The organism is Streptomyces sp. NBC_00490, from assembly GCF_036013645.1.
Lineage (GTDB): Bacteria > Actinomycetota > Actinomycetes > Streptomycetales > Streptomycetaceae > Streptomyces > Streptomyces canus_F.
In genome coordinates this window covers 3,333,624-3,355,068 of sequence record NZ_CP107869.1, presented here as the reverse complement: position 1 = coordinate 3,355,068, position 21,445 = coordinate 3,333,624, and the positions used below count along the sequence as shown (strand labels likewise).

The window sequence follows — 21,445 nt, the reverse complement described above, 5'->3', positions numbered from 1 at the left end:
GCACACCGCACCGCCCGAACGGGCGAATCATGACGACGTGAACTGACCCCGCGCCCCGCCCATGACCTGCGTCAGAGGCGGGGCGTACCGATGTGCGCCCCCGACGGTCGTTGGTGGGGCCCCCTCCACGGGGCTACTGTCTGCCGCGTTTCCCTGTCCGCCAGCGGAAGGAGTGCGGCTTCCCGTGGGGTTCCATCGCCGCCTTGTACCGTCCGGGTTCGACCGGGGCGCGTCCGCCGCGCTCTGTGTCCTGTCAGCCACCGCCGCGGCCCTCGGAGCCGTACCGGCGTCGGCCGTGCCGCACGACGACACCCGTGCCGAGGTGGACCGTCTCTACGAGCAGGCCGAGCAGGCCACCGAGGCCTACAACAAGGCCGACGAACGGGCCGACACCCTCCGCAAGCAGGTCTCCACCGCCCAGGACCGGATCGCCCGGCAGCAGGAGCGCATCAACTCCATGCGGGAGGCGCTCGGTTCGCTGGCCGGCGCCCAGTACCGCGCCGGCGGCCTCGACCCCTCCCTCGCCCTGCTGTTCTCCGACGACCCGGACGACTACCTCGACAAGGCCGCCGCCCTCGACCGGATCAGCGCCCACCAGGCCGGTGAGCTCAAGGACCTCCAGGAGGCGATGCGCGAGCTCACCCAGGAGCGCGTGGAGGCGGCCGGACAGCTCTCCGAGCTGGAGAAGAGCCGCAAGGCGGTGGCGACCCACAAGCGGACCGTCGAGAAGAAGCTCGCCAGGGCCCGTGAGCTCCTCAACTCCCTGCCGTCCGCGGAGCGCGCCGCCTACGACCGGGCCTCGCGGTCGGGCCGTGCGGACATGCCCGACCTCGGCGGCGTGGTCCCGCCCAACGCCCGGGCCGGCGCCGCGGTCGCCGCCGCCCGCGGCGCGCTCGGCAAGCCGTACGTCTGGGGTTCCACCGGCCCCTCCGGCTTCGACTGCTCGGGCCTGATGGTGTGGTCGTACCGCCAGGCCGGGGTCTCCCTGCCGCGCACCTCGCAGGCCCAGCGGCACGCCGGCCGCCAGGTCCCGCTCTCCCAGGCCCAGCCCGGTGATCTGGTCACGTACCGGTCGGACGCCAGCCATGTCGGGATGTACGTGGGCAACGGCCAGGTCATCCACGCGCCCTACCCCGGCGCGCCCGTGCGCTACGACCCGGTGGGCATGATGCCGGGGGCGACGGTCACCAGGGTCTGACCAACGCCTCGCCGCCGCCGTACGATCGGGAAATGGCTGGTCGAGGGCGGGCGTCGAAGCACGGTGTCGTGGCGCTGTGCCTGCTGCTGGTCTCCTTGGTGGGCTGCGGCGGCAGGCCCGCCTCCGACACCGCTGGGGCCGATGTCCAGCGGCTCCTGGATCGGCGCTCGGCCGCCGTCCTGGACCGGGACCGGGCGGCCTTTCGCAGGACGGGCGACCTGGACTGGTTCGAGAACGCCCGTGGCGTGCCGTTCGCGGCCTGGTCGTACCGGCTGACCGCCCTGCACCGCGACGGGGCCACGGCCACCGCCGAGGCCGAGCTCGACTACCGGATACAGGGCTACGACAACGCACCGGTCAGCGTCGGCCGCACCCTCACGCTGAGCCTGGACGCGAGCGGCCAGTGGTACGTGGACACGGAGAGGCCCGCCGAGAAGTCCGCCGAGCAGCTCTGGGACCAGGGCGAGGTGGCCGTCGTGCGCGGCGAGCACAGCCTCGTCCTGGGCGCCGAGCAGTCGACCGAGGCGCTGCATTCCTACGCCGATCTGGCGGACCACGCCGTTCCGGCCGTCTCGGCGGCCTGGGGCACCGACTGGTCCCGGCATGTCGTCGTCCTCGTCCCGAACTCCCTGGACGGCATGGCGGCGCTGCTCGGCTCGCCCGCCTCCTCGTACCGCGGGATCGCGGCCGTCACCACGGGTGAGACGGGCGCCCCGGCGAGCGCGCCCGCGGACCGGATCATCGTCAACCCGGACGCGTACGGCGTCCTCGGCGATGTCGGCAAGCAGGTCGTGCTCACCCACGAGACCACCCATGTCGCCACCCGCGCCCACACCAGCGCCGCCACGCCCCTGTGGCTGTCCGAGGGGTACGCCGACTTCGTGGGCTACCTCGGCTCCGGCCGCTCGCCCGCGCAGGCCGCTCCCGAACTCTGGCGGGCCGTGACCGACGGGCGGGTGCCCCAGGCGCTGCCGGAGGACGCGGACTTCGGCTTCAGCGGGGACGCGACCGAGCTCGCCCAGGCCTACGAGAGCGGCTGGATGGCGTGCCGGATGGTCGCGGACCAGTGGGGCGAGCCGAAGCTGCGGGAGTTCTACGAGGCCGTGGGCGCCCACAAGGAGCGGGCCGGGGCGGTCGAGGACGCGCTGGAGCGGGTCCTGGACACGGACCTGGACGACTTCACCGCGCGGTGGCGGGACTATCTGCGCGCCCGGCTGGGCTGACCGAGCGTCTCGATCGCCTCCGTCAGCCAGGCGCGCTCCGCCGTCCCGGTGGCTCGCGCGACCCGCAGCATCCCCGCCCGGAACAGGTCGTCCGTCTCCTCCGCGCGGACCGGCTCGCCACCGTCGTAGAAGAAGCTCGTGGGCGCGTTCAGGAAGTCCAGGCGGCGGCGCAGCACCTCGGCCTGTTCGCGGCGGTCGGGCAGGTGCCGCAGGAACGACAGGACCGTGTTGAAGCGGACCTGGTCGGTGATCTCGGCCTGCTTGGGGTGGCGCAGACGCTCCAGCAGCTCCTCGCGGCCCGCGTCGGTGAGGGAGAGGATGCGGCGCGGCGCCGCGCTCGCGCCGGGCTCCTCGTGCTGGTCGAGCTTGCCGGCCTTGATGAGGCGCGTGATCGCCGGGTAGAGGGCGCCGTCGCTGACCGGGCGGACATGGCCGCTGAGCGCCTTGATGCGCTCCTTCAACTCGTAGCCGTGCAGGGGCTCTTCGGCCAGGAAGCCCAGGATCGACAGCTCCAGCACCGTGATTCCTCCTTGCGGGTGTCGTGACGCCATGCTACCTCTTGTCGAGCTACCTCGGTTCGAGATAGAGCGATTCGAGGTAGCTCGACAAGAGGGGGTCCCCACGTGAACAGTCACCGCAAGCAGCTCATCGCCCTCGCCCACCCCGTCTACTTCGCACTCCTCGCCCCCGTCGCCGCCGGGATCATCAACACCGTCTGGGTCTCCCGGCTCGGCGGCCCGGCCGTGGCCGCCGTCGCGGTGGCGACCAACGCCGAGAACGTGCTGCTCGGCGTCGCCCTGGTCTTCGGCTCCGGCACGACCGTGCTGGTCGCGCACGCCCGCGGCGCGCGGGATCCGGGGGCCGTGCGGGCGGCCGTGCGCGGGGGCTGGGCGGTGTTCTGGCTGATCACTCCGCTGGTGGCGGCGGGCGGGTTCCTGCTGCGGGAACCACTCGCCCGGCTGGTCCTCGGCGGGGGCGCGGCACTGCCCCTGGCGGTCGGGTACTTCGCGGTCTCGATGCCGGGCATCGCCGTGTTCTTCGCCCAGCAGCTGGTCGACGGGATCCTCAAGGGCACGGGGGACACGAGGACCCCGATGCGGCTGGCGCTGCTCGCGAGCGGGCTGATCCTGGTCTGCGACCCGTTCCTCATCCACCTCTACGGCGTCCGGGGAGCCGCCGCCTCGACGGTGCTGTGCCGGGGCGTGGCGCTGGGGGCGGGACTGGTGGCGCTGCGGCGGAACGCGCTGCTGCGCACCGCCGCCGGGCCCGGGGTGGCCTTCCGGAGGACCCTGCGCACGGGACTGCCCATGGCCGCCGACTTCACCGTGCGCCAGGGCGGGGCGCTGGTGCTGGTCGCGATCGTGGCGCGGCTGGGGGTGACGGCGGTGGCCGGGTACTCGATCGCCTACAAGGTCATGTACGTGGCCACTATGGGCTTCTACGCGGTACGCCAGGCCGCCTCCATCCACACCGCGCATGTGCTGGGCGCGGGCCGGGACGCGCGGCGGGCGATCGGGCGGCAGGCCGTGCTGGTCTCAGGAGGGTTCGCGCTGGGGGCCGCCCTGCTGCTGGCCCTGACCGCCCCCTGGATCATGGCCGCCTTCGGCGCCGGCCCCGGGGTCGCCCACGACGGAGCGCTCTTCCTGCGCTGCGTCGGCCCCTATCTGCTGCTGATGGCCTGCTTCATCGCGCTCGGCGGGGTCTTCGAGGGCAGCGGAGGGGCGCCGGTGCTGCTACGGGTGACGCTGCTCGGCACGACGGTCCAACTCCCGCTGGCGTACGGGCTGTCGGGTCTGGGCCTGCCCGGCGTATGCCTGGCGCTCGCACTCTCCATGACGCTGCAGTGCACGGTGGCCGCCCTGCTCGCGGCCCGGCGTCAGGAGGCGCCCGAGGTCGTGGTGGCGAGGGCTTCGGTCTGAGGGGCGGCGGTGTCGCGGCCGGGGGTGGGGTGGCGGTTGAGGGGCATCGCGTGTGAGCGGGGGATGTGCCGGGTGGGGCGGCGTCGCTCCGAAGCGGTCGGTGTCAGGAGGCGCCCGAGGTCGTGGTGACGTGGGCTTCGGTCCGAGGGGCGGCGGTGTCTCGGCCGGGGGTGTGGTGGCGGTTGACGGGCCATGGCGCCTGAGCGGGGGATGTGCCGGGTGTGGGAGCCCTGCTCCTAAGCGGTCGGCGTCAGGAGGTGGCGCGGGCCTCGGTCTGAGGGGTGGCGATGTCCCGGCCGGGGTGTGGTGGCGGTCGACGGGCATCGCATGTGAGCGGGGGGTGCGCCGGGTGTGGGAGCCCTGCTCCGGAGCGGCGCGGCTCAGGGGGAGACCGAGGTTTCCTCGGTGGTGAGTGTGGTGTGGGTGGGCAGGGGTGCCTCGGCCTCGGGGGGTGTCGTCGAGCGCCACAGTTGGACGGCCGCTAGGACGGTCGCCACGAGCAGCAGGCCGTTGCGGAGGAACAGGAGGGTGACGCCGAGGCCGTCGCTGGCGACGACGTTGCCGAAGTAGATCGGGAACTCCAGCACCGTCACGAAGGACGCGACCAGCACGATCAGGGCGGGCAGCCCCATCCGGCTCGCCCGGAAGCACAGGCAGACGGCCGCGAGTCCGACCAGCCACACCATGTACTGCGGGCTGATCACCCGGCTGGTCGTGGTGAACATCAGCACCGCCACGAAGGCCGCGTCGGCCGCGGTGTGCGCCTCGAAGCGGGTGGCCGTCAGCCGCCACAGCAGCAGCCAGCCGAACGCGAGACCGGTCAGGGCGAGGGCGGCCGTGCTGACGACGTTGACCCAGGGGCCGAGGAACTCGACCGAACCGTAGTTGAGCAGCACCTGGCCGTCCCAGCCGTACTGCCGGGCCACATGGAAGACGAGCGAGCCCAGCGACTCCACCTCGGTGCCCCGGTCGGCCTGGAAGGTCAGGAAGGCGAAGGCGCCGGGCATGGAGACCGAGAACAGGGCCGCGAGGCTGGCCGCGGTGACCGCCGTTGCCATCCAGGTGCTCCGCCCGCGGACCGCGACCAGCAGCAGCGCCGGCCACACCTTGAGCATCGCCCCGAAGCCCACGAGGACGCCCATCACGCGGGGGTGCCGGGCGCCCGCGAGCAGCGCGGCCACCGCGACGGCGGTGACCATCACGTCGTAGCGGGCGTACACGGTCGGCCCGAGCAGCGGCACGCCCACCACCCACACCCAGACACCGCGCAGCGAGCGACCGGGGCGCAGGCCCGCGTACAGCAGCAGCGAGAAGGCGACCAGGTCGGCGAGGAAGGCGAGGACGAAGAACGCCGTCGCGTACGGGAGGAAGGGCAGCAGCCCGGGGGAGAGGATCGCGAGCGCGGCGGCCGGCGGGTACTGCCAGGTGACGTCGTCCAGCGGGAACGTTCCGGTGCGCAGGACGTCGTACCAGCCCTGGTAGATCACGGAGACGTCGCTGGTGACGTCCGGGCCGGGGAAGACGAACACCTTGAGCACGAACAGGAGCAGCAGCAGCCGCGTCAGGCCCCAGGTCACCAGCAGCCCGGCCGGAGACCGCCTCGCACCCGCAATGTCCACCGGAGCCCCTGTTCGCCCGTCGCCGTTGCTGAGATTGCCACTCTTGAGATGGCCATGATGTCCCGTCCACCTGTGTGCTTGCCATAAACGCGGCCGTGCCGAACCGCGGGCGGGCCGTGGAGCGGGGCGGGCGGGTGCTTTGGATAGGGTCGGCGGCGATGCACAAGACCCTGATCGTGACGAACGACTTCCCGCCCAGGCCGGGCGGTATCCAGGCCTTCCTGCACAACATGGCGCTGCGGCTGGACCCGGAACGGCTCGTCGTCTACGCGTCCACCTGGAAGCGCGGCCGCGAGGGCGCCGAGGCTACGGCCGCCTTCGACGCCGAGCAGCCCTTCACCGTCGTACGCGACCGTACGACGATGCTCCTGCCGACGCCCGCGGCCACGCGTACGGCCGTCGCACTGCTGCGGGAGCACGGCTGTACGTCGGTGTGGTTCGGGGCGGCCGCGCCGCTCGGGCTGATGGCGCCCGCGCTCCGCAGGGCCGGGGCCGAGCGGCTGGTGGCCACGACCCACGGGCACGAGGCGGGGTGGGCCCAGCTGCCCGCCGCGCGGCAGCTGCTGCGCCGGATCGGTGAGGGCACGGACACGATCACCTACCTCGGCGAGTACACGCGGTCGCGGATCGCCGGGGCGCTGACGCCCGCGGCGGCCGCGCGGATGGTGCAGCTGCCGCCGGGGGTGGACGAGAAGACCTTCCATCCGGGGTCGGGGGGCGACGCGGTGCGGGCCCGGCTCGGGCTGACCGACCGGCCGGTGGTGGTGTGTGTCTCGCGGCTCGTGCCGCGCAAGGGGCAGGACACGCTGATCCTGGCGATGCCGCGGATCCTCGCCGCCGAGCCGGAGGCGGTGCTGCTGATCGTCGGCGGGGGGCCGTACGAGAAGGAGCTGCGCAGGCTCGCCGCGGAGACCGGGGTCGCCGACTCCGTCCGCTTCACCGGTGCGGTGCCCTGGTCCGAGCTGCCCGCGCACTTCGGTGCCGGGGACGTCTTCGCGATGCCCTGCCGGACCCGTCGGGGCGGCCTCGACGTCGAGGGGCTCGGGATCGTGTACCTGGAGGCGTCGGCGACGGGGCTGCCGGTGGTGGCGGGGGACTCGGGCGGCGCCCCGGACGCCGTACTGGACGGCGAGACCGGTTGGGTGGTGCGCGGCGGTTCGGTGGAGGAGGCGGCCGAGCGCGTCGTCGTACTCCTCGGGGACGCGGAACTGCGGAGCCGGATGGGGGCGCGGGGGCGAGAGTGGGTCGAGGAGAAGTGGCGCTGGGATCTGTTGGCGGAAAAGTTGAAGACGTTGCTATAGCCGGAATCGGATAATCCGCCGATGCTGCGCGCATGACAGCAAAACTGATGCAGCGTCAGCTGACGAGACGTCACATACTGGGCATGGCCGCCCTCCAGACGGCCGCCGCCGCAGGTCTCACCCGCATCGGTCTCCAGTCGGCACAGGCCGTAGAACCGGCCGCCGTCGACAACGCCCCCGCCATCGTGGTCGGTTCGGGCTACGGCGCCGCCGTGGCCGCCCTCCGCCTCGGCCAGGCGGGCATCCGTACGATCATGATCGAGATGGGCCGGCTCTGGAACACCCCCGGCTCCGACGGCAAGGTCTTCTGCTCCACCGCCGACCCGGACCAGCGCTCCATGTGGTTCCGCACCCGCACCGAGGCGCCGCTGGCCACCTTCCTGTGGCTGGACGTCGTCAACAAGGACATCAGCCTTTACCCGGGCGTCCTGGACCGGGTGCGTTTCGCCAACATGTCCGTGTTCGTGGGACGAGGTGTCGGCGGCGGCTCCCTGGTGAACGGCTGCATGGCGGTGACCCCGCTGAAGTCGTACTTCGCCGAGCAGTTCCCCACCGTCGACGCCGACGAGATGTACGGCACCTACTTCCCGCGCGCCAACTCCATGCTCGGCGTCAACACCGTCGACCCCTCGTGGTTCGAGTCGACGGAGTGGTACCGGTTCTCGCGCATCTCCCGCAAACACGCCCAGAACACCGGCCTGAGGACCACCTTCGTGCCCAGCACCTACGACTTCGCCTACATGCAGAAGGAGGCCGCCGGCACGGCGACCAGGTCGGCTCTCGCGCAGGAGGTCATCTACGGCAACAACCACGGCAAGAAGAGCCTCGACAAGACGTACCTCGCCGCCGCGCTCGGCACCGGCAACGTCACCATCAACACGATGGAACGCGTCAGGGCCGTCAGCCGGGCGAGCGACGGGAGATACGTGCTGACCGCCGACCGCATCAACGACGCCGGCACGGTCGTCGAGACCAAGCAGTACAGCTGCACGTACCTCTTCCTCGGCGGCGGCAGCCTCGGCACCACCGAACTCCTCGTCCGGGCCCGGGACACGGGCACCCTGCCCGCCCTGGACGCGAGCGTCGGCGCCGGGTGGGGACCGAACGGCAACACCATGCTCGGCCGGGCCAACCACCTGTGGGACACCGTCGGGGCGAACCAGTCGACCATGCCGGTCATGGGCATCGACGACTGGGCGAACACCGCCAACCCCGTCTTCGCGGAGATCGCTCCTTTACCCACGGGACTGGAGCACTGGGTCAGCCTCTATCTGGCGATCACCAAGAACCCGCAGCGCGCGACGTTCACGTACAACAGCGCCACGGGCGGCGTGAACCTCGGCTGGACCGCCGCGCAGAGCGCCGTGTCCTCGGCCATGGCCAAGAAGCTCTTCGACCGGATCAACTCCGCGAACACCACGATCTACCGGACCGACCTGTTCGGCTCGACCAACCGGACCTTCGCCGACGACTTCACCTACCACCCGCTGGGCGGCTGCGTGCTGGGGAAGGCGACCGACAACTACGGGAGGGTGAAGGGGTATTCGAAGCTGTACGTCACCGACGGCTCGCTCGTGCCCGGATCGATCGGGGTGAACCCGTTCGTGACGATCACGGCGCTCGCCGAACGGACGATGGCGCGGATCCTCGTGGAGGACACCGCGCCATGACGCTCTTTCAGCGGGCCTGCTACTTCTGGTAGATCGCCTCGACCTCGTCCGCGTAATCCTTCGCCACCACGTTGCGCTTGAGCTTCAGGGACGGCGTCAGGTGGCCCGAGTCCTCCGTGAACTGGGAGGAGAGAATGCGGAACTTCCGCACCGATTCCGCCTTCGACACCGCGGCGTTGCCGTCGTCGATCGCGGCCTGGATCGCCGCGTTCAGATCCGGGTCGTCGACCAGCGACGCCGCGGTGACACCCGCCGGCTTGCCGTGCTCGGCCGCCCAGCGGCCCAGGAACTCCTCGTCGATGGTGATCAGCGCGCCCACGAACGGCCGCCCGTCGCCCACCACCATGCACTCCGCGACCAGCGCGTGCGCGCGGATGCGGTCCTCGATCACGGCCGGCGCGACGTTCTTGCCGCCCGCGGTGACGATGATCTCCTTCTTGCGGCCGGTGATCCGGAGGTAGCCGTCCTCGTCGAGGGTGCCGATGTCACCGGTGTGGAACCAGCCGTCGGCCAGCGCCTCCTCGGTCGCGCCCGGGTTGTTCCAGTAGCCCGTGAACAGGTGCTCGCCGTGCAGCAGGACCTCGCCGTCGTCGGCGATCCGGATCACCGAACCGGGCAGCGGCTGGCCGACCGTGCCGATCTTCTGGCGGTCCCACGGGTTGAAGGCGGTGGCCGCGCAGGACTCGGTCAGGCCGTAGCCCTCCAGGACCGTGAAGCCGATGCCGCGGAAGAAGTGACCGAGGCGCTCACCGAGCGGGGCACCGCCGGAGATGGCGAACTCGCCCTTGCCGCCCAGGACCGCGCGCAGCTTGCTGTAGACCAGCTTGTCGAAGGTCTTGTGCTTGATCTTCAGACCCAGCGACGGGCCCGAGGGGGTGTCCAGCGCCTTGCTGTACGCGATCGCGGTGTCGGCGGCCTTGTCGAAGATCTTGCCCTTGCCGTCCGCCTGCGCCTTGGCCCGGGCCGAGTTGTAGACCTTCTCGAAGACGCGCGGGACACCGAGGATCAGGGTCGGCCGGAAGGAGGCCAGCTCGTTGGTGAGGTCCTTGATGTCCGGGACGGTCCCCAGCTTGATCGGCGCCATCATCGGGGCGATCTGCACGAGCCGGCCGAAGACGTGCGCGAGCGGCAGGAAGAGCAGGACGGAGCACTCGCCGGTGCGGAAGAGCGGGCGCAGGCGCTCCACGATGTTCCCGCACTCCGCGAAGAAGCTGCGGTGGGTCAGCACGCAGCCCTTGGGGCGGCCGGTGGTGCCGGACGTGTAGACGATGGTCGCCGGGTCGTCGGCCTTGGCGAGCGAGCTGCGCTCCTCGACGGCGGCGTCGCTGACGTCCTTGCCGAGCCGGCCCAGCTCCTCCACGCCCCCGGCCTCGATCTGCCAGACGTGCTTGAGGGCGGGCAGCCCGTCGCGCACCGAATCGACGGCGGCCACGTGGGTGTCCAGCTCGACGACGACGGCGGTGGCGCCCGAGTCGGAGAGGATCCACTGGACCTGCTCCGCCGAACTGGTCTCGTACACCGGCACGGTGATCGCGCCCGCGCACCAGATCGCGAAGTCGAGCAGCGTCCACTCGTAGCGGGTGCGCGACATCAGGCCGACCCGGTCGCCCGGCTGGACACCGGAGGCGATGAGCCCCTTGGCGGCGGCGTGGACCTCGGCCAGGAAGGTCGTGGCGGTCACGTCCTGCCAGACACCGCCCACCTTGCGGGCGATCACGGCCACGTCGGGATGCTGCGCGGCGTTTCTACGGACGATGTCCGTGAGGTTGCCGTCCGCAGGGACCTCGTACAAAGCCGGAAGGCTGAACTCGCGCAAGACTGCTGCTCCTCATAGGGCGCCGGCGCCACGACGTTGTGCGATGCGACGGTGCGGTCCAAGGCTCGGGCAGGTGCTCGGGATCATCGGTGGTTGCGCCACTTGTTGAAATCCTGAGCACGACTGGACTGCCCGGACGTTACCCGCCGGTATGGCGTCTCCGACAGGGGGGTCCGGCGAGATGTTCGCTGCGTCACACAGATTGGTGTCTCTTTTCGCGCACAGTAGTCCACCCATTTGATGACTAGCCAGTAACCGCAGGGGCCGTCGCCACTGTTCACGTATGCCGCACACGCCTACCCTTGATCGTCATGGCACCCACACCGGCCGGTAACCGGAGGACACGCGTACATGTGGTCAGCGACGTACACGGCAACGCCCGTGACCTGGCCAGAGCCGGCGAGGGCGCGGACGCCCTGATCTGTCTGGGTGACCTGGTCCTCTTCCTCGACTACGCCGACCACTCGCGCGGCATCTTCCCCGACCTGTTCGGAGCGGAGAACGCCGACCGCATCGTGGAACTGCGCACCGCCCGCCGCTTCGAGGAGGCCCGCGAGTTCGGCGCCCGGCTGTGGGCCGGCATCGGCACCGACCGGGCGGCCGCGATCGAGCAGGCGGTACGCAAGCAGTACGCCGAGATGTTCGCGGCCTTCCCGACACCGACGTACGCCACCTACGGCAATGTCGACATGCCACCCCTGTGGGCCGAGTACGCCGGACCGGGCACCACCGTGCTGGACGGCGAGCGGGTGGAGATCGGAGGACGGGTGTTCGGATTCGTGGGCGGCGGCCTCAGGACTCCGATGCGCACGCCCTACGAGATCAGCGACGAGGAGTACGCGGCGAAGATCGAGACGGTCGGCGAGGTCGACGTGCTGTGCACGCACATCCCGCCCGAGGTGCCGGAGCTGGTCTACGACACCGTCGCGCGCCGCTTCGAGCGGGGCAGCCGGGCGCTGCTGGACGCGATCCGGCGCACCCGGCCCCGGTACGCCCTGTTCGGGCACGTCCATCAGCCGCTGGTGCGGCGGATGCGGATCGGGGCCACCGAGTGCGTCAACGTGGGGCACTTCGCGGGGAGCGGCAGGCCCTGGGCCCTGGAATGGTGAGTGGGCGGTGAAGTCGGGCGCTCACGTGCGCGGTAGCCTTCACGCTGCACACACGTGCGCAGCACGACCTGCCCTACCGGCCCGCATCTGGAGGAGCCACAGCGATGGCGGAACACACCAGCTCGAGCATCACGATCGAGGCGGCACCGGCCGATGTCATGGGGGTGATCGCCGACTTCGCCCGCTACCCGGACTGGACCGGCGAGGTGAAGGAGGCGGAGGTCCTCGCCACCGACGCCCAGGGGCGTGCCGAACAGGTGCGGCTCGTCATGGACGCGGGGGCGATCAAGGACGACCAGGTCCTGGGATACACGTGGACCGGTGAGAACGAGGTCTCCTGGACGCTGGTGAAGTCCCAGATGCTGCGGTCCCTGGACGGGTCGTACATCCTGAAGCCGGTGGGCAGCGGGTCGACCGAGGTCACCTATCTGCTGACGGTCGACGTCAAGATCCCGATGCTGGGGATGATCAAGCGCAAGGCCGAGAAGGTCATCATCGACCGGGCGCTGGCCGGGTTGAAGAAGCGCGTGGAGTCGGGGGCGAAGTAGGGGGACTACCGTTCAGTCCCATGCGCACCCTCCTGATCACCGGGCCTGGCGGTAGCGGTCGTACGACCGTCGCGGCCGCCACCGCTCTCGCCGCCGCCCTGTCCGGCGTGCGCACGCTCGTGCTGAGCGCCGATCGCACCGACACCCTCGGCGCGGTGCTCGGAACGGCGACCGGGGCGACGCCCGTGCAGGTCCGAGAGGGGCTCACCGCGTGGCGGCCCGACGCCACCGCCGGGTTCCGGGACGACCTCGCCGCCTTCCAGGAGCGTGCCGCCAACGTCCTCGACCTCCTCGGCGCTTCCCGGCTGGACGCCGAGGAGGTCACCCCCCTCCCCGGCGCCGAGGAACTGACCCTCCTGCGCGCCCTGCGCGACGCGGCCCTGTCCGAGCGGCACGAACTGCTCGTCGTGGACCTTCCGCCCACACCGCAGGCCCTCGCGCTGCTCGCCCTCCCCGAGGAACTCCGCCGCTATCTGCGCCGTCTCCTGCCGCCCGAGCGACAGGCGGCCCGTGCGCTGCGGCCCATGCTCGGACGGCTGGCCGGGGTGCCGATGCCCTCGGAGTGGCTGTACGAGACCGCCGCGCGGTGGGACACGGAGCTGGCCGCGGTCGAGGCGGTCGTCACGGACCGCAACACCGTCCTCCGGCTGGTCACCGAGCCCGGCCCGGCCGGCGCCGACGCCGTGCGCTCCGCCGGCCTCGCCCTCGCCCTGCGCGGGCTGCGCCCCGACGTCCTGGTGGCCAACCGGGTCCTGCCCGAGCAGGCGCACGACACCTGGCTCGCCGGTCTCGCCGCCCAGCAGCGCAAAGCGCTGGAGGAGTGGCAGGAGACCCACGACGTACGACCGGTCCGCCACCTCGGTCACGACCCGCGCGGCACCGACGACCTCGCCGCCCTCACCGTCCCCGGTGTCGACGACGACGCCACCTCCGCCGTCGAGTGGTCCATCGCCGACCGCCTCGCCGACGACGGCGTCAGCCGGGTCTTCGTCTGGCACATCCCGCTCCCCGGCGCGATACGCGACGAGCTCGACCTCATCCGGCGCGGCGACGAACTCGTGGTCACCGCCGGGCAGTTCCGCCGTATCGTGCCCCTTCCCTCGGCCCTGCGGCGCTGCACCGTCGCCGGCGCCGCCCTGCGCGAGGGGGAACTGTGCATCCGGTTCGCGCCGGATCCCGACCTCTGGCCGGAGACACGGTGAACGTGGTACGCCCATTCGGGTAACGTCGTAGAGACGAACCGCAGTCAGGAGTCCGTCATGAGCGAAGAGCTCCCCCCGTCAGACGCCGCCGGTCGCGAGGCTGTCGACGAGGTGCGGGCCACCGACGCCGACGCCTGGGCGACGGCGTGTGCCGAGGATCTCGCGGCGGAGAAGGCCCGCCGCCGCGCCGAGTACGGCCAGCCCGCGGGCTCGGCCGCCGAGGAGCTGCGCAAGCTCGTCGACGCCGTCACCGACAAGCTGTCCTCGATCCAGTCGCCCCTCTTCGGCGCGGTCGCGGGACCCGCCGCCCAGCAGGTGGTGCACCAGGTCGTCCAGCAGGCCAAGGCCGCCGTCGAGCCCGTCATCGAACGCAACCCGGACGTCTTCGACCACCTGGCCGCGGCGGGCACCGAACTGCTCGCCGCCTACCGCTCCGCCGTCCAGGCCCAGGAGCAGCGCTGGACCCAGCGGACCACCGATCGGAAGGACCCGGAAAAGCCCCGCCAGGACCGGGGCGACGACTCCGGCCCCGGGGAGCGCATCGACCTGGACTAGAGCGCCCCTCGGGTGGACGACGGGAGTCTGGCGGCAGGCCCTCGGGTACGGTGGGCCGTAGCGGGGCTCGACCGAAACTGAGGGATTCATGGGACTCACCATCGGCGTCGATATCGGCGGCACGAAGATCGCGGCCGGCGTGGTCGATGAGGAAGGCAACATCCTCTCGACCCACAAGGTGCCGACCCCGGGCACGCCCGAGGGCATCGTGGACGCCATCGCCTCCGCGGTGGACGGCGCGCGCGCCGGCCACGACATCGTCGGCGTGGGTATCGGTGCGGCCGGTTACGTCAACCGGCAGCGCTCTGAGGTCTACTTCGCGCCCAACATCGACTGGCGCAACGAGCCGTTGAAGGACAAGGTCGAGGCCCGCGTGGGCCTCCCCGTCGTCGTCGAGAACGACGCCAACGCGGCCGCGTGGGGCGAGTACAAGTTCGGCGCCGGCAAGGGCCACCGCAACGTCATCTGCATCACGCTCGGCACCGGCCTCGGCGGCGGCATCATCATCGGCAACAAGCTGCGCCGCGGCCACTTCGGTGTCGCCGCCGAGTTCGGCCACATCCGGATGGTCCCGGACGGCCTGCTGTGCGGCTGCGGCTCGCAGGGCTGCTGGGAGCAGTACGCGTCGGGGCGTGCGCTGGTGAGGTACGCCAAGCAGCGCGCCAACGCCACCCCGGAGAACGCCGAGCTCCTTCTCGGCCTCGGCGACGGCAGCCCCGACGGCATCGAGGGCAAGCACATCTCCATGGCCGCCCGCCAGGGCGACCCGGTCGCCGTGGACTCCTACCGTGAGCTCGCCCGCTGGGCCGGCGCCGGCCTCGCCGACCTCGCCTCCCTCTTCGACCCGTCCGCCTTCATCGTCGGCGGCGGCCTCTCGGACGAGGGCGAACTGGTCCTCGACCCGATCCGCAAGTCCTACAAGCGCTGGCTGGTCGGCGGCAACTGGCGCCCGGTGGCAGATGTGATCGCGGCCCAACTGGGAAACAAGGCCGGGCTGGTGGGCGCGGCCGACCTGGCGAGGGAACCCGACCCGATCATGTGATGCCGGGCAGGTGAGTATGCCTGGGGGCGCGGGACTGTATAAACATGCGGCTCCGCCGCGTGGGCGCGACAAGCCACGACGATCCGGCAGTCGCGCACACACCTCGCGCCCCGAGCCATCAGGCGCAAAAATCACCCCATGGCATTCGACGATTCCACCCTCGTCCGAGTCCTGAGCTACAACATCCGCTCCATGCGGGACGACACCGACGCGCTGGCCAGAGTCATCCGCGCCTGTGCCCCGGACCTCGTACTGATCCAGGAAGCCCCCCGCTTCTTCCGCTGGCGCAAGAAACTCGCCCGCCTGGCCCACGCCGCGGACCTCGTCACCCTCACCGGCGGCGCCACAGCCGCGGGACCGGCGATCCTGTGCAACCTCCGCACCACGGTCGAGCGCACGGAAGACGTCCTTCTCCCGCTCACGCCAGGCGAGCACCGACGCGGTTTCGCCACCGCGGTCGTCCGGATCGGCGGCGCCCGCCTCGGCGTTCTCAGCTGCCACCTCTCCCTGCGCAAGGACGAGCGCTACGAGCAGGGCGGCATGCTCCTGGACCGCCTGGCCGCACTGGGCGTGGAGCACGCGATCGCGGGCGGCGACCTCAACGAACGCCCCGGCGGCCGCACGTTCACCCGTCTCTCCGACACCCTCCAGGACTGCTGGGCAACGGCCCCCGACGGCGCCGAGCACACCTGGACCCGCACCGAACCCCACCAGCGCATCGACGCGATCTTCGCGACGAAGGGCATCGAGGTGCTCGGCTGCGGCGTACCGCTCGAACTCCCCGGCGTCACCGGGACAGACTTGAGGGCGGCCACGGACCATCTTCCGGTCCTGGCCACCCTCAGAGTTCCGGTGGGCTGAGCCTCGGAGTTCCGGCAGGCTGAGCCTCAGACGACCGCTCCGCGTCCCGGGTCGTCGTCCTCGTCCTCATCCGTCCGCATCCGCATCACCAGCGTCGCGAACCCGCCCAGGAAACCGCCGATGCCGATGGTGGCGAGCCACCAGGTCATGTCCCAGGTGAGCAGTATCGCCAGCAGGAGCAGCAGGGGGCCGCCCAGGACTGCCAGCCACGCGAACTTCGCGGTGGTGTCCGCGGCCGGCAGCGGCGGCGGCTCCGGCGGGACGAAGTGGCCCTCGTCGTCCTCGTCGAAGTCCTCCTCCACCGGCTCGGGAGCCGTGTAGTCACGCGGGCCGACACCCGGAGCGAAGGCGACGGAGCTGCCCAGCGGCTTGGCCGAGGCGGGCTTCTCCGGCTTCTCGTCCTCCTTCGGCTCCTCCGAGTTGGTCTCCGGCTCCAGCAGCGCCAGGTCCTCCACCGACTTGAACGGCTTGGCGCCCGGCGGATCCTTCGGCTCCTCGCCGTACCCGGCGACGATCGCCGCCCAGGCGGCCGCCTCGTCGAAGGGCACGCCCTGCTCGTCCGGCTCGCGGTCCTCGCGGTCGGAGTCGTGCTCAGCCACGTGCGGCCGTCCCTTCCTTGCCGATACCGGTTGCGAGCCGGCCGATGAACGCGAAGCTCTCCTCGAAGATCCGCTCCGCGTCATGGTCCAACGTCGCCACGTGGTAACTCTGTTCCAGCACGATCTCCGATACGTCCGTCGAGGACACCCGGCTCAGCACGCGCGCGGAGTCGGCCGCCGGCACCACGTGGTCCTCGGCGCTGCGCAGCACCAGCAGCGGCTGGGTGACCTGCGGAAGCTCACCGTCGACCAGGCGGAAGAACTGGCGCAGGGAGTGCGCGGAGTGCAGCGGCACCCGGGTGTAGCCCAGCTCGTGGGCGCCCTCCTTGGCGATGTCGTCGGCGATCCCCGGCGTCGTCCGCAGCAGATGGCGCACCACCGGAAGGGCGTAGGGCGCGAGGCCGTGCATACGGTTCGCCGGGTTGACGACCACCACTCCGCGGACCGCGTCGCCGTGCTTGGCGGCCAGCCGCAGGGCGAGGGCACCGCCCATGGACAGACCCGCCACGAACACCTGGGCGCAGCGCTCACGCAGGGCCCGCAGCTCGCGGTCCACCTCGGCGTACCAGTCCTGCCAGCCGGTGAGTGCCATGTCCTCCCAGCGGGTGCCGTGCCCCGGAAGGAGAGGCAGCGACACGGTGAGACCGCGCTCGGCGAGGTACTCCGCCCAGGGGCGCAGCGACTGCGGGGAACCGGTGAAGCCGTGGCAGAGGAGGACGCCTGTCTCCCCGCCCTCGTGGCGGAACGGCTCGGCTCCAGCAAGGACCGGCACCTTCGGTCTCCTGTTCATGAGAAGGGTGTGAACGAGTCCAGGTGAGGTTCACCGTACGCGACCGCACTGACACCGACCAGGGTCGTCGGGACCATTGCCGATGCTCCGGGTTAAGGTCTCACCGACAGACACAGGAGGCACGGGGTTGTTGTACGGAACGATGAAGGTCGCCATCGGCGGGCCGCTGAAGGTCGCCTTCAGGCCCTGGGTGGAAGGCCTCGAGAACATCCCTGACACGGGCCCCGCGATCCTGGCGAGCAACCACCTGTCCTTCTCGGACTCCTTCTTCCTGCCCGCGGTCCTGGACCGCAAGGTCACCTTCATCGCCAAGGCGGAGTACTTCACCACGCCAGGGCTGAAGGGCCGGCTCACGGCCGCGTTCTTCAAGGGCGCCGGGCAGCTTCCCGTGGACCGCTCCGGTGCGCGCGGCGCGGGCGAGGCCGCGGTCAAGGCCGGCATCGAGGTGCTGGAGCGCGGTGAGCTGTTCGGGATCTACCCGGAGGGCACGCGCTCGCCCGACGGCCGCCTCTACCGGGGCAAGCCGGGCGGCCTCGCGCGCGTGGCGCTCGCCACCGGCGCGCCCGTCATCCCGGTCGCCATGATCGACACCGAGAAGATCCAGCCGCCCGGGCAGGTGATGCCCAAGCTGATGCGGCCCGGCATCCGCATCGGCCGGCCCCTGGACTTCACCCGGTACCAGGGCATGGAGCACGACCGGTTCGTGCTGCGCGCGGTGACCGACGAGGTCATGTACGAAATCATGAAGCTCTCCGGCCAGGAGTACGTCGACATGTACGCGACCGCCGCCAAGCGGCAGATCGCGGACGCGGCCAAGGCCGAGAAGGAAGCGGAGAAGGCGGCGAAGGCCGCACTCGCGAAGGCTGAGAAGGAACGCTCCGAGTCCTGACGGGACTTCGGGGCCGGGGGTGGGGGCATGGCCAGGCGTGAGCGTGTGATGAGGATGTCGGTGGAGCTGCCGCTGTGGCGCGCGCTCACCGGCTACCGGGTGCTGACCCTGCTGTACGCGGTCGGACTGTTCGCCGCCAACTACGAGAACTACGACCGCCCGGGCATCGCCGTCGCGTACTACGTCGTCCTGTGCGGCTGGACGCTCGCCACCCTGCCCCGGGTCCAGAACGAGGCCGCCTGCACCAAGCGCTTCCTTGCCGTGGACCTCGCCGTCGCGGTCACCGGCATCCTCCTGACCCCGCTGGTCGTCAACGACCACCACATCGACACCGGCGGGCCCACCCTGCCGTCGATATGGACCGCCGGCTCGGTCCTCGCGTACGCCATCAAGGGCGGCTGGCGCTGGGCCGCGTTCGCCTCCACACCGGTCGCCGCCGCCAACCTGATCGAGCGCGGCCAGCCGGCCCGGGACACCGTCCACAACGTCATCCTCGTGTGGGTCGCCTCCATCGCCATCGGCTACGTCGTCGAGGTCGCCCGCGCCTCCGAGCGCACCCTGGCCCGCGCCCTGGAGATCGAGGCCGCGACCAGGGAGCGGGAGCGGCTCGCGCGGGACATCCACGACAGCGTGCTCCAGGTGCTCGCCATGGTGCAGCGGCGCGGTGCCGTCATCGGCGGCGAGGCGGCCGAGCTGGGCCGGATGGCCGGCGAGCAGGAGGTGGCGCTGCGCACCCTGGTCTCCGGCGGGCTGAGGCCCGTCTCGTGGGTGTCGGAGGACGCGGCCCAGGGGGCGGTCGTACGGGCCGTCGACGAGCCGGATCCCGAGGGGCCCGTCGATCTCCGCGCGCTGCTCGCCCCGTTCGCCGCCGCCAAGGTCAGCTTCGCCGAGCCCGGCGCCCCGGTGGAACTGCCCCCGGCCGCCGCGAAGGAGCTGGCCGCCGCGGTGGGGGCCGCCCTGGACAACGTACGCAAGCATGCCGGTGAGCACGCGCGCGCGTGGATCCTTGTCGAGGACGAGCCCGAGGAGGTCGTGGTGACCGTACGCGACGACGGGCCCGGCATCCCCGACGGGCGGCTCGCGCAGGCCGAGGGGGAGGGGCGGATGGGGGTGGCCCTGTCGATCCGGGGGCGGTTGGGCGAACTAGGCGGCAGCGCCGAACTGATCTCGGTGCCCGGGCAGGGCACGGAGGTCGAGCTGAAGGTACCGAAGGTTTCACGGGGGAAGGCAGGACAGCGATGAGTGACCAGGGCCCGATCAAGGTGATGGTGGTAGACGACCACCCGATGTGGCGCGACGCGGTCGCCCGCGACCTGGACGCGTCCGGCTTCGACGTGGTGGCCACCGCGGGCGACGGCGACCAGGCCGTACGCCGTGCCAAGGCCGCCGGGCCGGATGTGCTGGTGCTCGACCTGAACCTGCCGTTGAAGCCCGGTGTCCAGGTCTGCAAGGAACTCGTCGGGCACAACCCGGCGCTGCGCGTTCTTGTGCTGTCGGCCAGCGGTGAGCACGCGGACGTCCTGGAGGCCGTGAAGTCGGGCGCGACCGGCTATCTGCTGAAGTCGGCGTCCACCGAGGAACTGCTGGACGCGGTCCGCCGTACGGCCGTCGGCGACCCCGTCTTCACGCCCGGTCTCGCGGGACTCGTCCTCGGGGAGTACCGCCGGCTGGCCTCCGAGCCCGCGCCCGCCCCGGACACCGACCAGCCCAAGGCGCCGCAGCTCACCGACCGGGAGACGGAGGTGCTGCGGCTGGTCGCCAAGGGCCTGAGCTACAAGCAGATCGCCGAGCGTCTGGTCATCTCGCACCGCACGGTCCAGAACCACGTCCAGAACACCCTCGGCAAGCTGCAGCTTCACAACCGGGTCGAGCTCGTCCGGTACGCCATAGAACGCGGGCTCGACGATGAATAGGAGCGCGCGCTTGACGGCGCGTAAACCAACGGCCATCTGATTCACCGGAATTGCCCTTCCCGCCCATCGCTGTGTGACCTGGATCACCATTAGCGTGACCCTCACAGGCAACCGCGGCGAAGGGACATTTCCATGCGGGTCGGAGTACTGACCGGAGGCGGCGACTGCCCCGGGCTCAACGCCGTCATCCGGGGCGTCGTCCGCAAGGGCGTGCAGGAGTACGGCTATGACTTCGTCGGCTTCCGGGACGGCTGGCGAGGACCACTGGAGAACGACACCGTCCGCCTCGACATCCCCGCCGTGCGCGGCATCCTGCCCCGCGGCGGCACCATCCTCGGCTCCTCGCGGACCAACCCGCTGAAGGTGGAGGGCGGCATCCGCCGCATCAAGGAGAACCTCGCCAAGCAGGAGGTCGAGGCGCTCATCGCCATCGGCGGCGAGGACACCCTCGGCGTGGCGGCACGGCTCAACGACGAGTACGGCGTCCCCGTCGTCGCCGTACCGAAGACCATCGACAACGACCTGTCCGGCACCGACTACACCTTCGGCTTCGACACCGCGGTCGGCATCGCCACGGAGGCGATCGACCGGCTGCACACCACCGCCGAGTCCCATATGCGGGTCCTGGTCTGCGAGGTCATGGGCCGGCACGCGGGCTGGATCGCCCTCCATTCGGGGCTGGCCGGCGGCGCCAACGTCATCCTCATCCCCGAGCAGCGCTTCGACGTCGACCAGGTGTGCGCCTGGGTGACCTCCCGCTTCAAGGCCTCGTACGCGCCGATCGTGGTCGTCGCCGAGGGCGCGATGCCCAAGGACGGTGACGCGGTCCTCAAGGACGAGTCGCTGGACTCCTTCGGACACGTCCGGCTGTCCGGGGTCGGCGAGTGGCTGGCCAAGGAGATCGAGAAGCGGACCGGCAAGGAGGCCCGTACGACGGTCCTCGGGCACATCCAGCGCGGCGGCACCCCCAGCGCCTTCGACCGCTGGCTCGCCACCCGCTTCGGCCTGCACGCCATCGAGGCCGTCCGGGACGGCGACTTCGGCAAGATGGTCGCGCTGCGCGGCACGGACATCGTGCGGGTGCCGATCGCGGAGGCGACGGCCAAGCTGAAGACCGTGGACCCGAAGCTGTACGAGGAGGTCGGGGTGTTCTTCGGCTGACACCGGAGACCGGGAGCAACTCCCCTTCCT

20 protein-coding genes are annotated in these 21,445 nt (G+C 71.2%); 15 read left to right on the top strand and 5 right to left on the bottom strand.

What is annotated here, in order from left to right:
- The first annotated feature begins 184 nt into the window (after positions 1–184).
- Both OG381_RS15135 and OG381_RS15130 read left to right on the top strand, forming a co-directional pair.
- Positions 185–1,198 carry a C40 family peptidase gene (locus OG381_RS15135; protein ID WP_327716628.1) on the top strand — a complete coding sequence of 338 codons (1,014 nt, stop codon included), beginning with the start codon at positions 185–187 and terminating at the stop codon, positions 1,196–1,198.
- Positions 1,199–1,230: 32 nt separating this feature from the next.
- Positions 1,231–2,421 (top strand): hypothetical protein, encoded by a 1,191-nt coding sequence (locus tag OG381_RS15130; protein ID WP_327716627.1) that lies wholly within the window; start codon positions 1,231–1,233, stop codon positions 2,419–2,421.
- Here OG381_RS15130 and OG381_RS15125 read toward each other — a convergent pair.
- Positions 2,397–2,939, bottom strand: a complete 543-nt coding sequence (locus OG381_RS15125; protein ID WP_327716626.1) for a PadR family transcriptional regulator — start codon at positions 2,937–2,939, stop codon at positions 2,397–2,399. The genes OG381_RS15130 and OG381_RS15125 overlap by 25 nt on opposite strands.
- A gap of 105 nt (positions 2,940–3,044) precedes the next feature.
- Here OG381_RS15125 and OG381_RS15120 point away from each other — a divergent pair, with 105 nt between their 5' ends.
- Positions 3,045–4,340 (top strand): MATE family efflux transporter, encoded by a 1,296-nt coding sequence (locus OG381_RS15120; RefSeq protein ID WP_327716625.1) that lies wholly within the window; start codon positions 3,045–3,047, stop codon positions 4,338–4,340.
- Positions 4,341–4,720: 380 nt separating this feature from the next.
- Here OG381_RS15120 and OG381_RS15115 read toward each other — a convergent pair whose 3' ends face one another.
- A complete protein-coding gene (locus OG381_RS15115) occupies positions 4,721–5,959 on the bottom strand; it encodes a glycosyltransferase family 87 protein (protein WP_327716624.1) in 1,239 nt (412 codons plus the stop codon).
- Positions 5,960–6,117: 158 nt separating this feature from the next.
- Between OG381_RS15115 and OG381_RS15110 the strand changes: the two genes are divergently transcribed.
- Both OG381_RS15110 and OG381_RS15105 read left to right on the top strand, forming a co-directional pair.
- Positions 6,118–7,260 carry a glycosyltransferase family 4 protein gene (locus OG381_RS15110; protein WP_327716623.1) on the top strand — a complete coding sequence of 381 codons (1,143 nt, stop codon included), beginning with the start codon at positions 6,118–6,120 and terminating at the stop codon, positions 7,258–7,260.
- A gap of 83 nt (positions 7,261–7,343) precedes the next feature.
- Complete coding sequence (locus OG381_RS15105) at positions 7,344–8,930, top strand: GMC oxidoreductase (protein ID WP_327722465.1); 1,587 nt, start codon at positions 7,344–7,346, stop codon at positions 8,928–8,930.
- 19 nt (positions 8,931–8,949) lie between these two features.
- Here OG381_RS15105 and OG381_RS15100 read toward each other — a convergent pair whose 3' ends face one another.
- Positions 8,950–10,746 (bottom strand): AMP-dependent synthetase/ligase, encoded by a 1,797-nt coding sequence (locus tag OG381_RS15100; protein ID WP_327716622.1) that lies wholly within the window; start codon positions 10,744–10,746, stop codon positions 8,950–8,952.
- A gap of 311 nt (positions 10,747–11,057) precedes the next feature.
- Between OG381_RS15100 and OG381_RS15095 the strand changes: the two genes are divergently transcribed.
- From OG381_RS15095 to OG381_RS15070, 6 genes are all read left to right on the top strand, one after another.
- On the top strand, positions 11,058–11,855 hold the full coding sequence (locus tag OG381_RS15095; protein WP_327716621.1) for a metallophosphoesterase family protein: 798 nt from the start codon (positions 11,058–11,060) through the stop codon (positions 11,853–11,855).
- Positions 11,856–11,959: 104 nt separating this feature from the next.
- Entirely contained in the window at positions 11,960–12,403 is a 444-nt protein-coding gene (locus OG381_RS15090) for an SRPBCC family protein (protein ID WP_046261240.1), read from the top strand.
- A gap of 20 nt (positions 12,404–12,423) precedes the next feature.
- The gene (locus OG381_RS15085) at positions 12,424–13,605 is read left to right on the top strand and encodes an ArsA family ATPase (RefSeq protein ID WP_327716620.1); all 1,182 of its coding nucleotides are present in this window, start codon (positions 12,424–12,426) and stop codon (positions 13,603–13,605) included.
- Between the two features lie 57 nt (positions 13,606–13,662).
- A complete protein-coding gene (locus OG381_RS15080) occupies positions 13,663–14,160 on the top strand; it encodes a DUF5304 domain-containing protein (RefSeq protein WP_327716619.1) in 498 nt (165 codons plus the stop codon).
- A gap of 88 nt (positions 14,161–14,248) precedes the next feature.
- Entirely contained in the window at positions 14,249–15,202 is a 954-nt protein-coding gene (locus tag OG381_RS15075; RefSeq protein WP_327716618.1) for an ROK family glucokinase, read from the top strand.
- A gap of 138 nt (positions 15,203–15,340) precedes the next feature.
- Positions 15,341–16,063 (top strand): endonuclease/exonuclease/phosphatase family protein, encoded by a 723-nt coding sequence (locus tag OG381_RS15070; RefSeq protein ID WP_327716617.1) that lies wholly within the window; start codon positions 15,341–15,343, stop codon positions 16,061–16,063.
- A gap of 26 nt (positions 16,064–16,089) precedes the next feature.
- Here the strand turns inward: OG381_RS15070 and OG381_RS15065 are convergent, their stop codons facing one another.
- Both OG381_RS15065 and OG381_RS15060 read right to left on the bottom strand, forming a co-directional pair.
- The gene (locus OG381_RS15065) at positions 16,090–16,662 is read right to left on the bottom strand and encodes a hypothetical protein (RefSeq protein WP_327716616.1); all 573 of its coding nucleotides are present in this window, start codon (positions 16,660–16,662) and stop codon (positions 16,090–16,092) included.
- Positions 16,655–17,434, bottom strand: coding sequence for an alpha/beta hydrolase (locus OG381_RS15060; protein WP_327722464.1), 780 nt, complete (start codon positions 17,432–17,434; stop codon positions 16,655–16,657). Before OG381_RS15060 ends, OG381_RS15065 begins: the two co-directional genes overlap by 8 nt.
- 160 nt (positions 17,435–17,594) lie before the next feature.
- Here OG381_RS15060 and OG381_RS15055 point away from each other — a divergent pair, with 160 nt between their 5' ends.
- The 4 genes from OG381_RS15055 to OG381_RS15040 all read left to right on the top strand — a co-directional run bounded on the left by OG381_RS15055 (position 17,595) and on the right by OG381_RS15040 (position 21,415).
- On the top strand, positions 17,595–18,341 hold the full coding sequence (locus OG381_RS15055) for a lysophospholipid acyltransferase family protein (protein WP_327722463.1): 747 nt from the start codon (positions 17,595–17,597) through the stop codon (positions 18,339–18,341).
- A 27-nt stretch (positions 18,342–18,368) separates the two neighbouring features.
- Positions 18,369–19,583, top strand: a complete 1,215-nt coding sequence (gene macS, locus OG381_RS15050) for a MacS family sensor histidine kinase (RefSeq protein WP_327716615.1) — start codon at positions 18,369–18,371, stop codon at positions 19,581–19,583.
- A complete protein-coding gene (locus tag OG381_RS15045; protein ID WP_046261248.1) occupies positions 19,580–20,254 on the top strand; it encodes a response regulator in 675 nt (224 codons plus the stop codon). The genes macS and OG381_RS15045 overlap by 4 nt, the downstream gene beginning before the upstream one ends.
- A gap of 132 nt (positions 20,255–20,386) precedes the next feature.
- Positions 20,387–21,415, top strand: coding sequence for a 6-phosphofructokinase (locus OG381_RS15040; RefSeq protein ID WP_327716614.1), 1,029 nt, complete (start codon positions 20,387–20,389; stop codon positions 21,413–21,415).
- Positions 21,416–21,445: the final 30 nt, after the last annotated feature.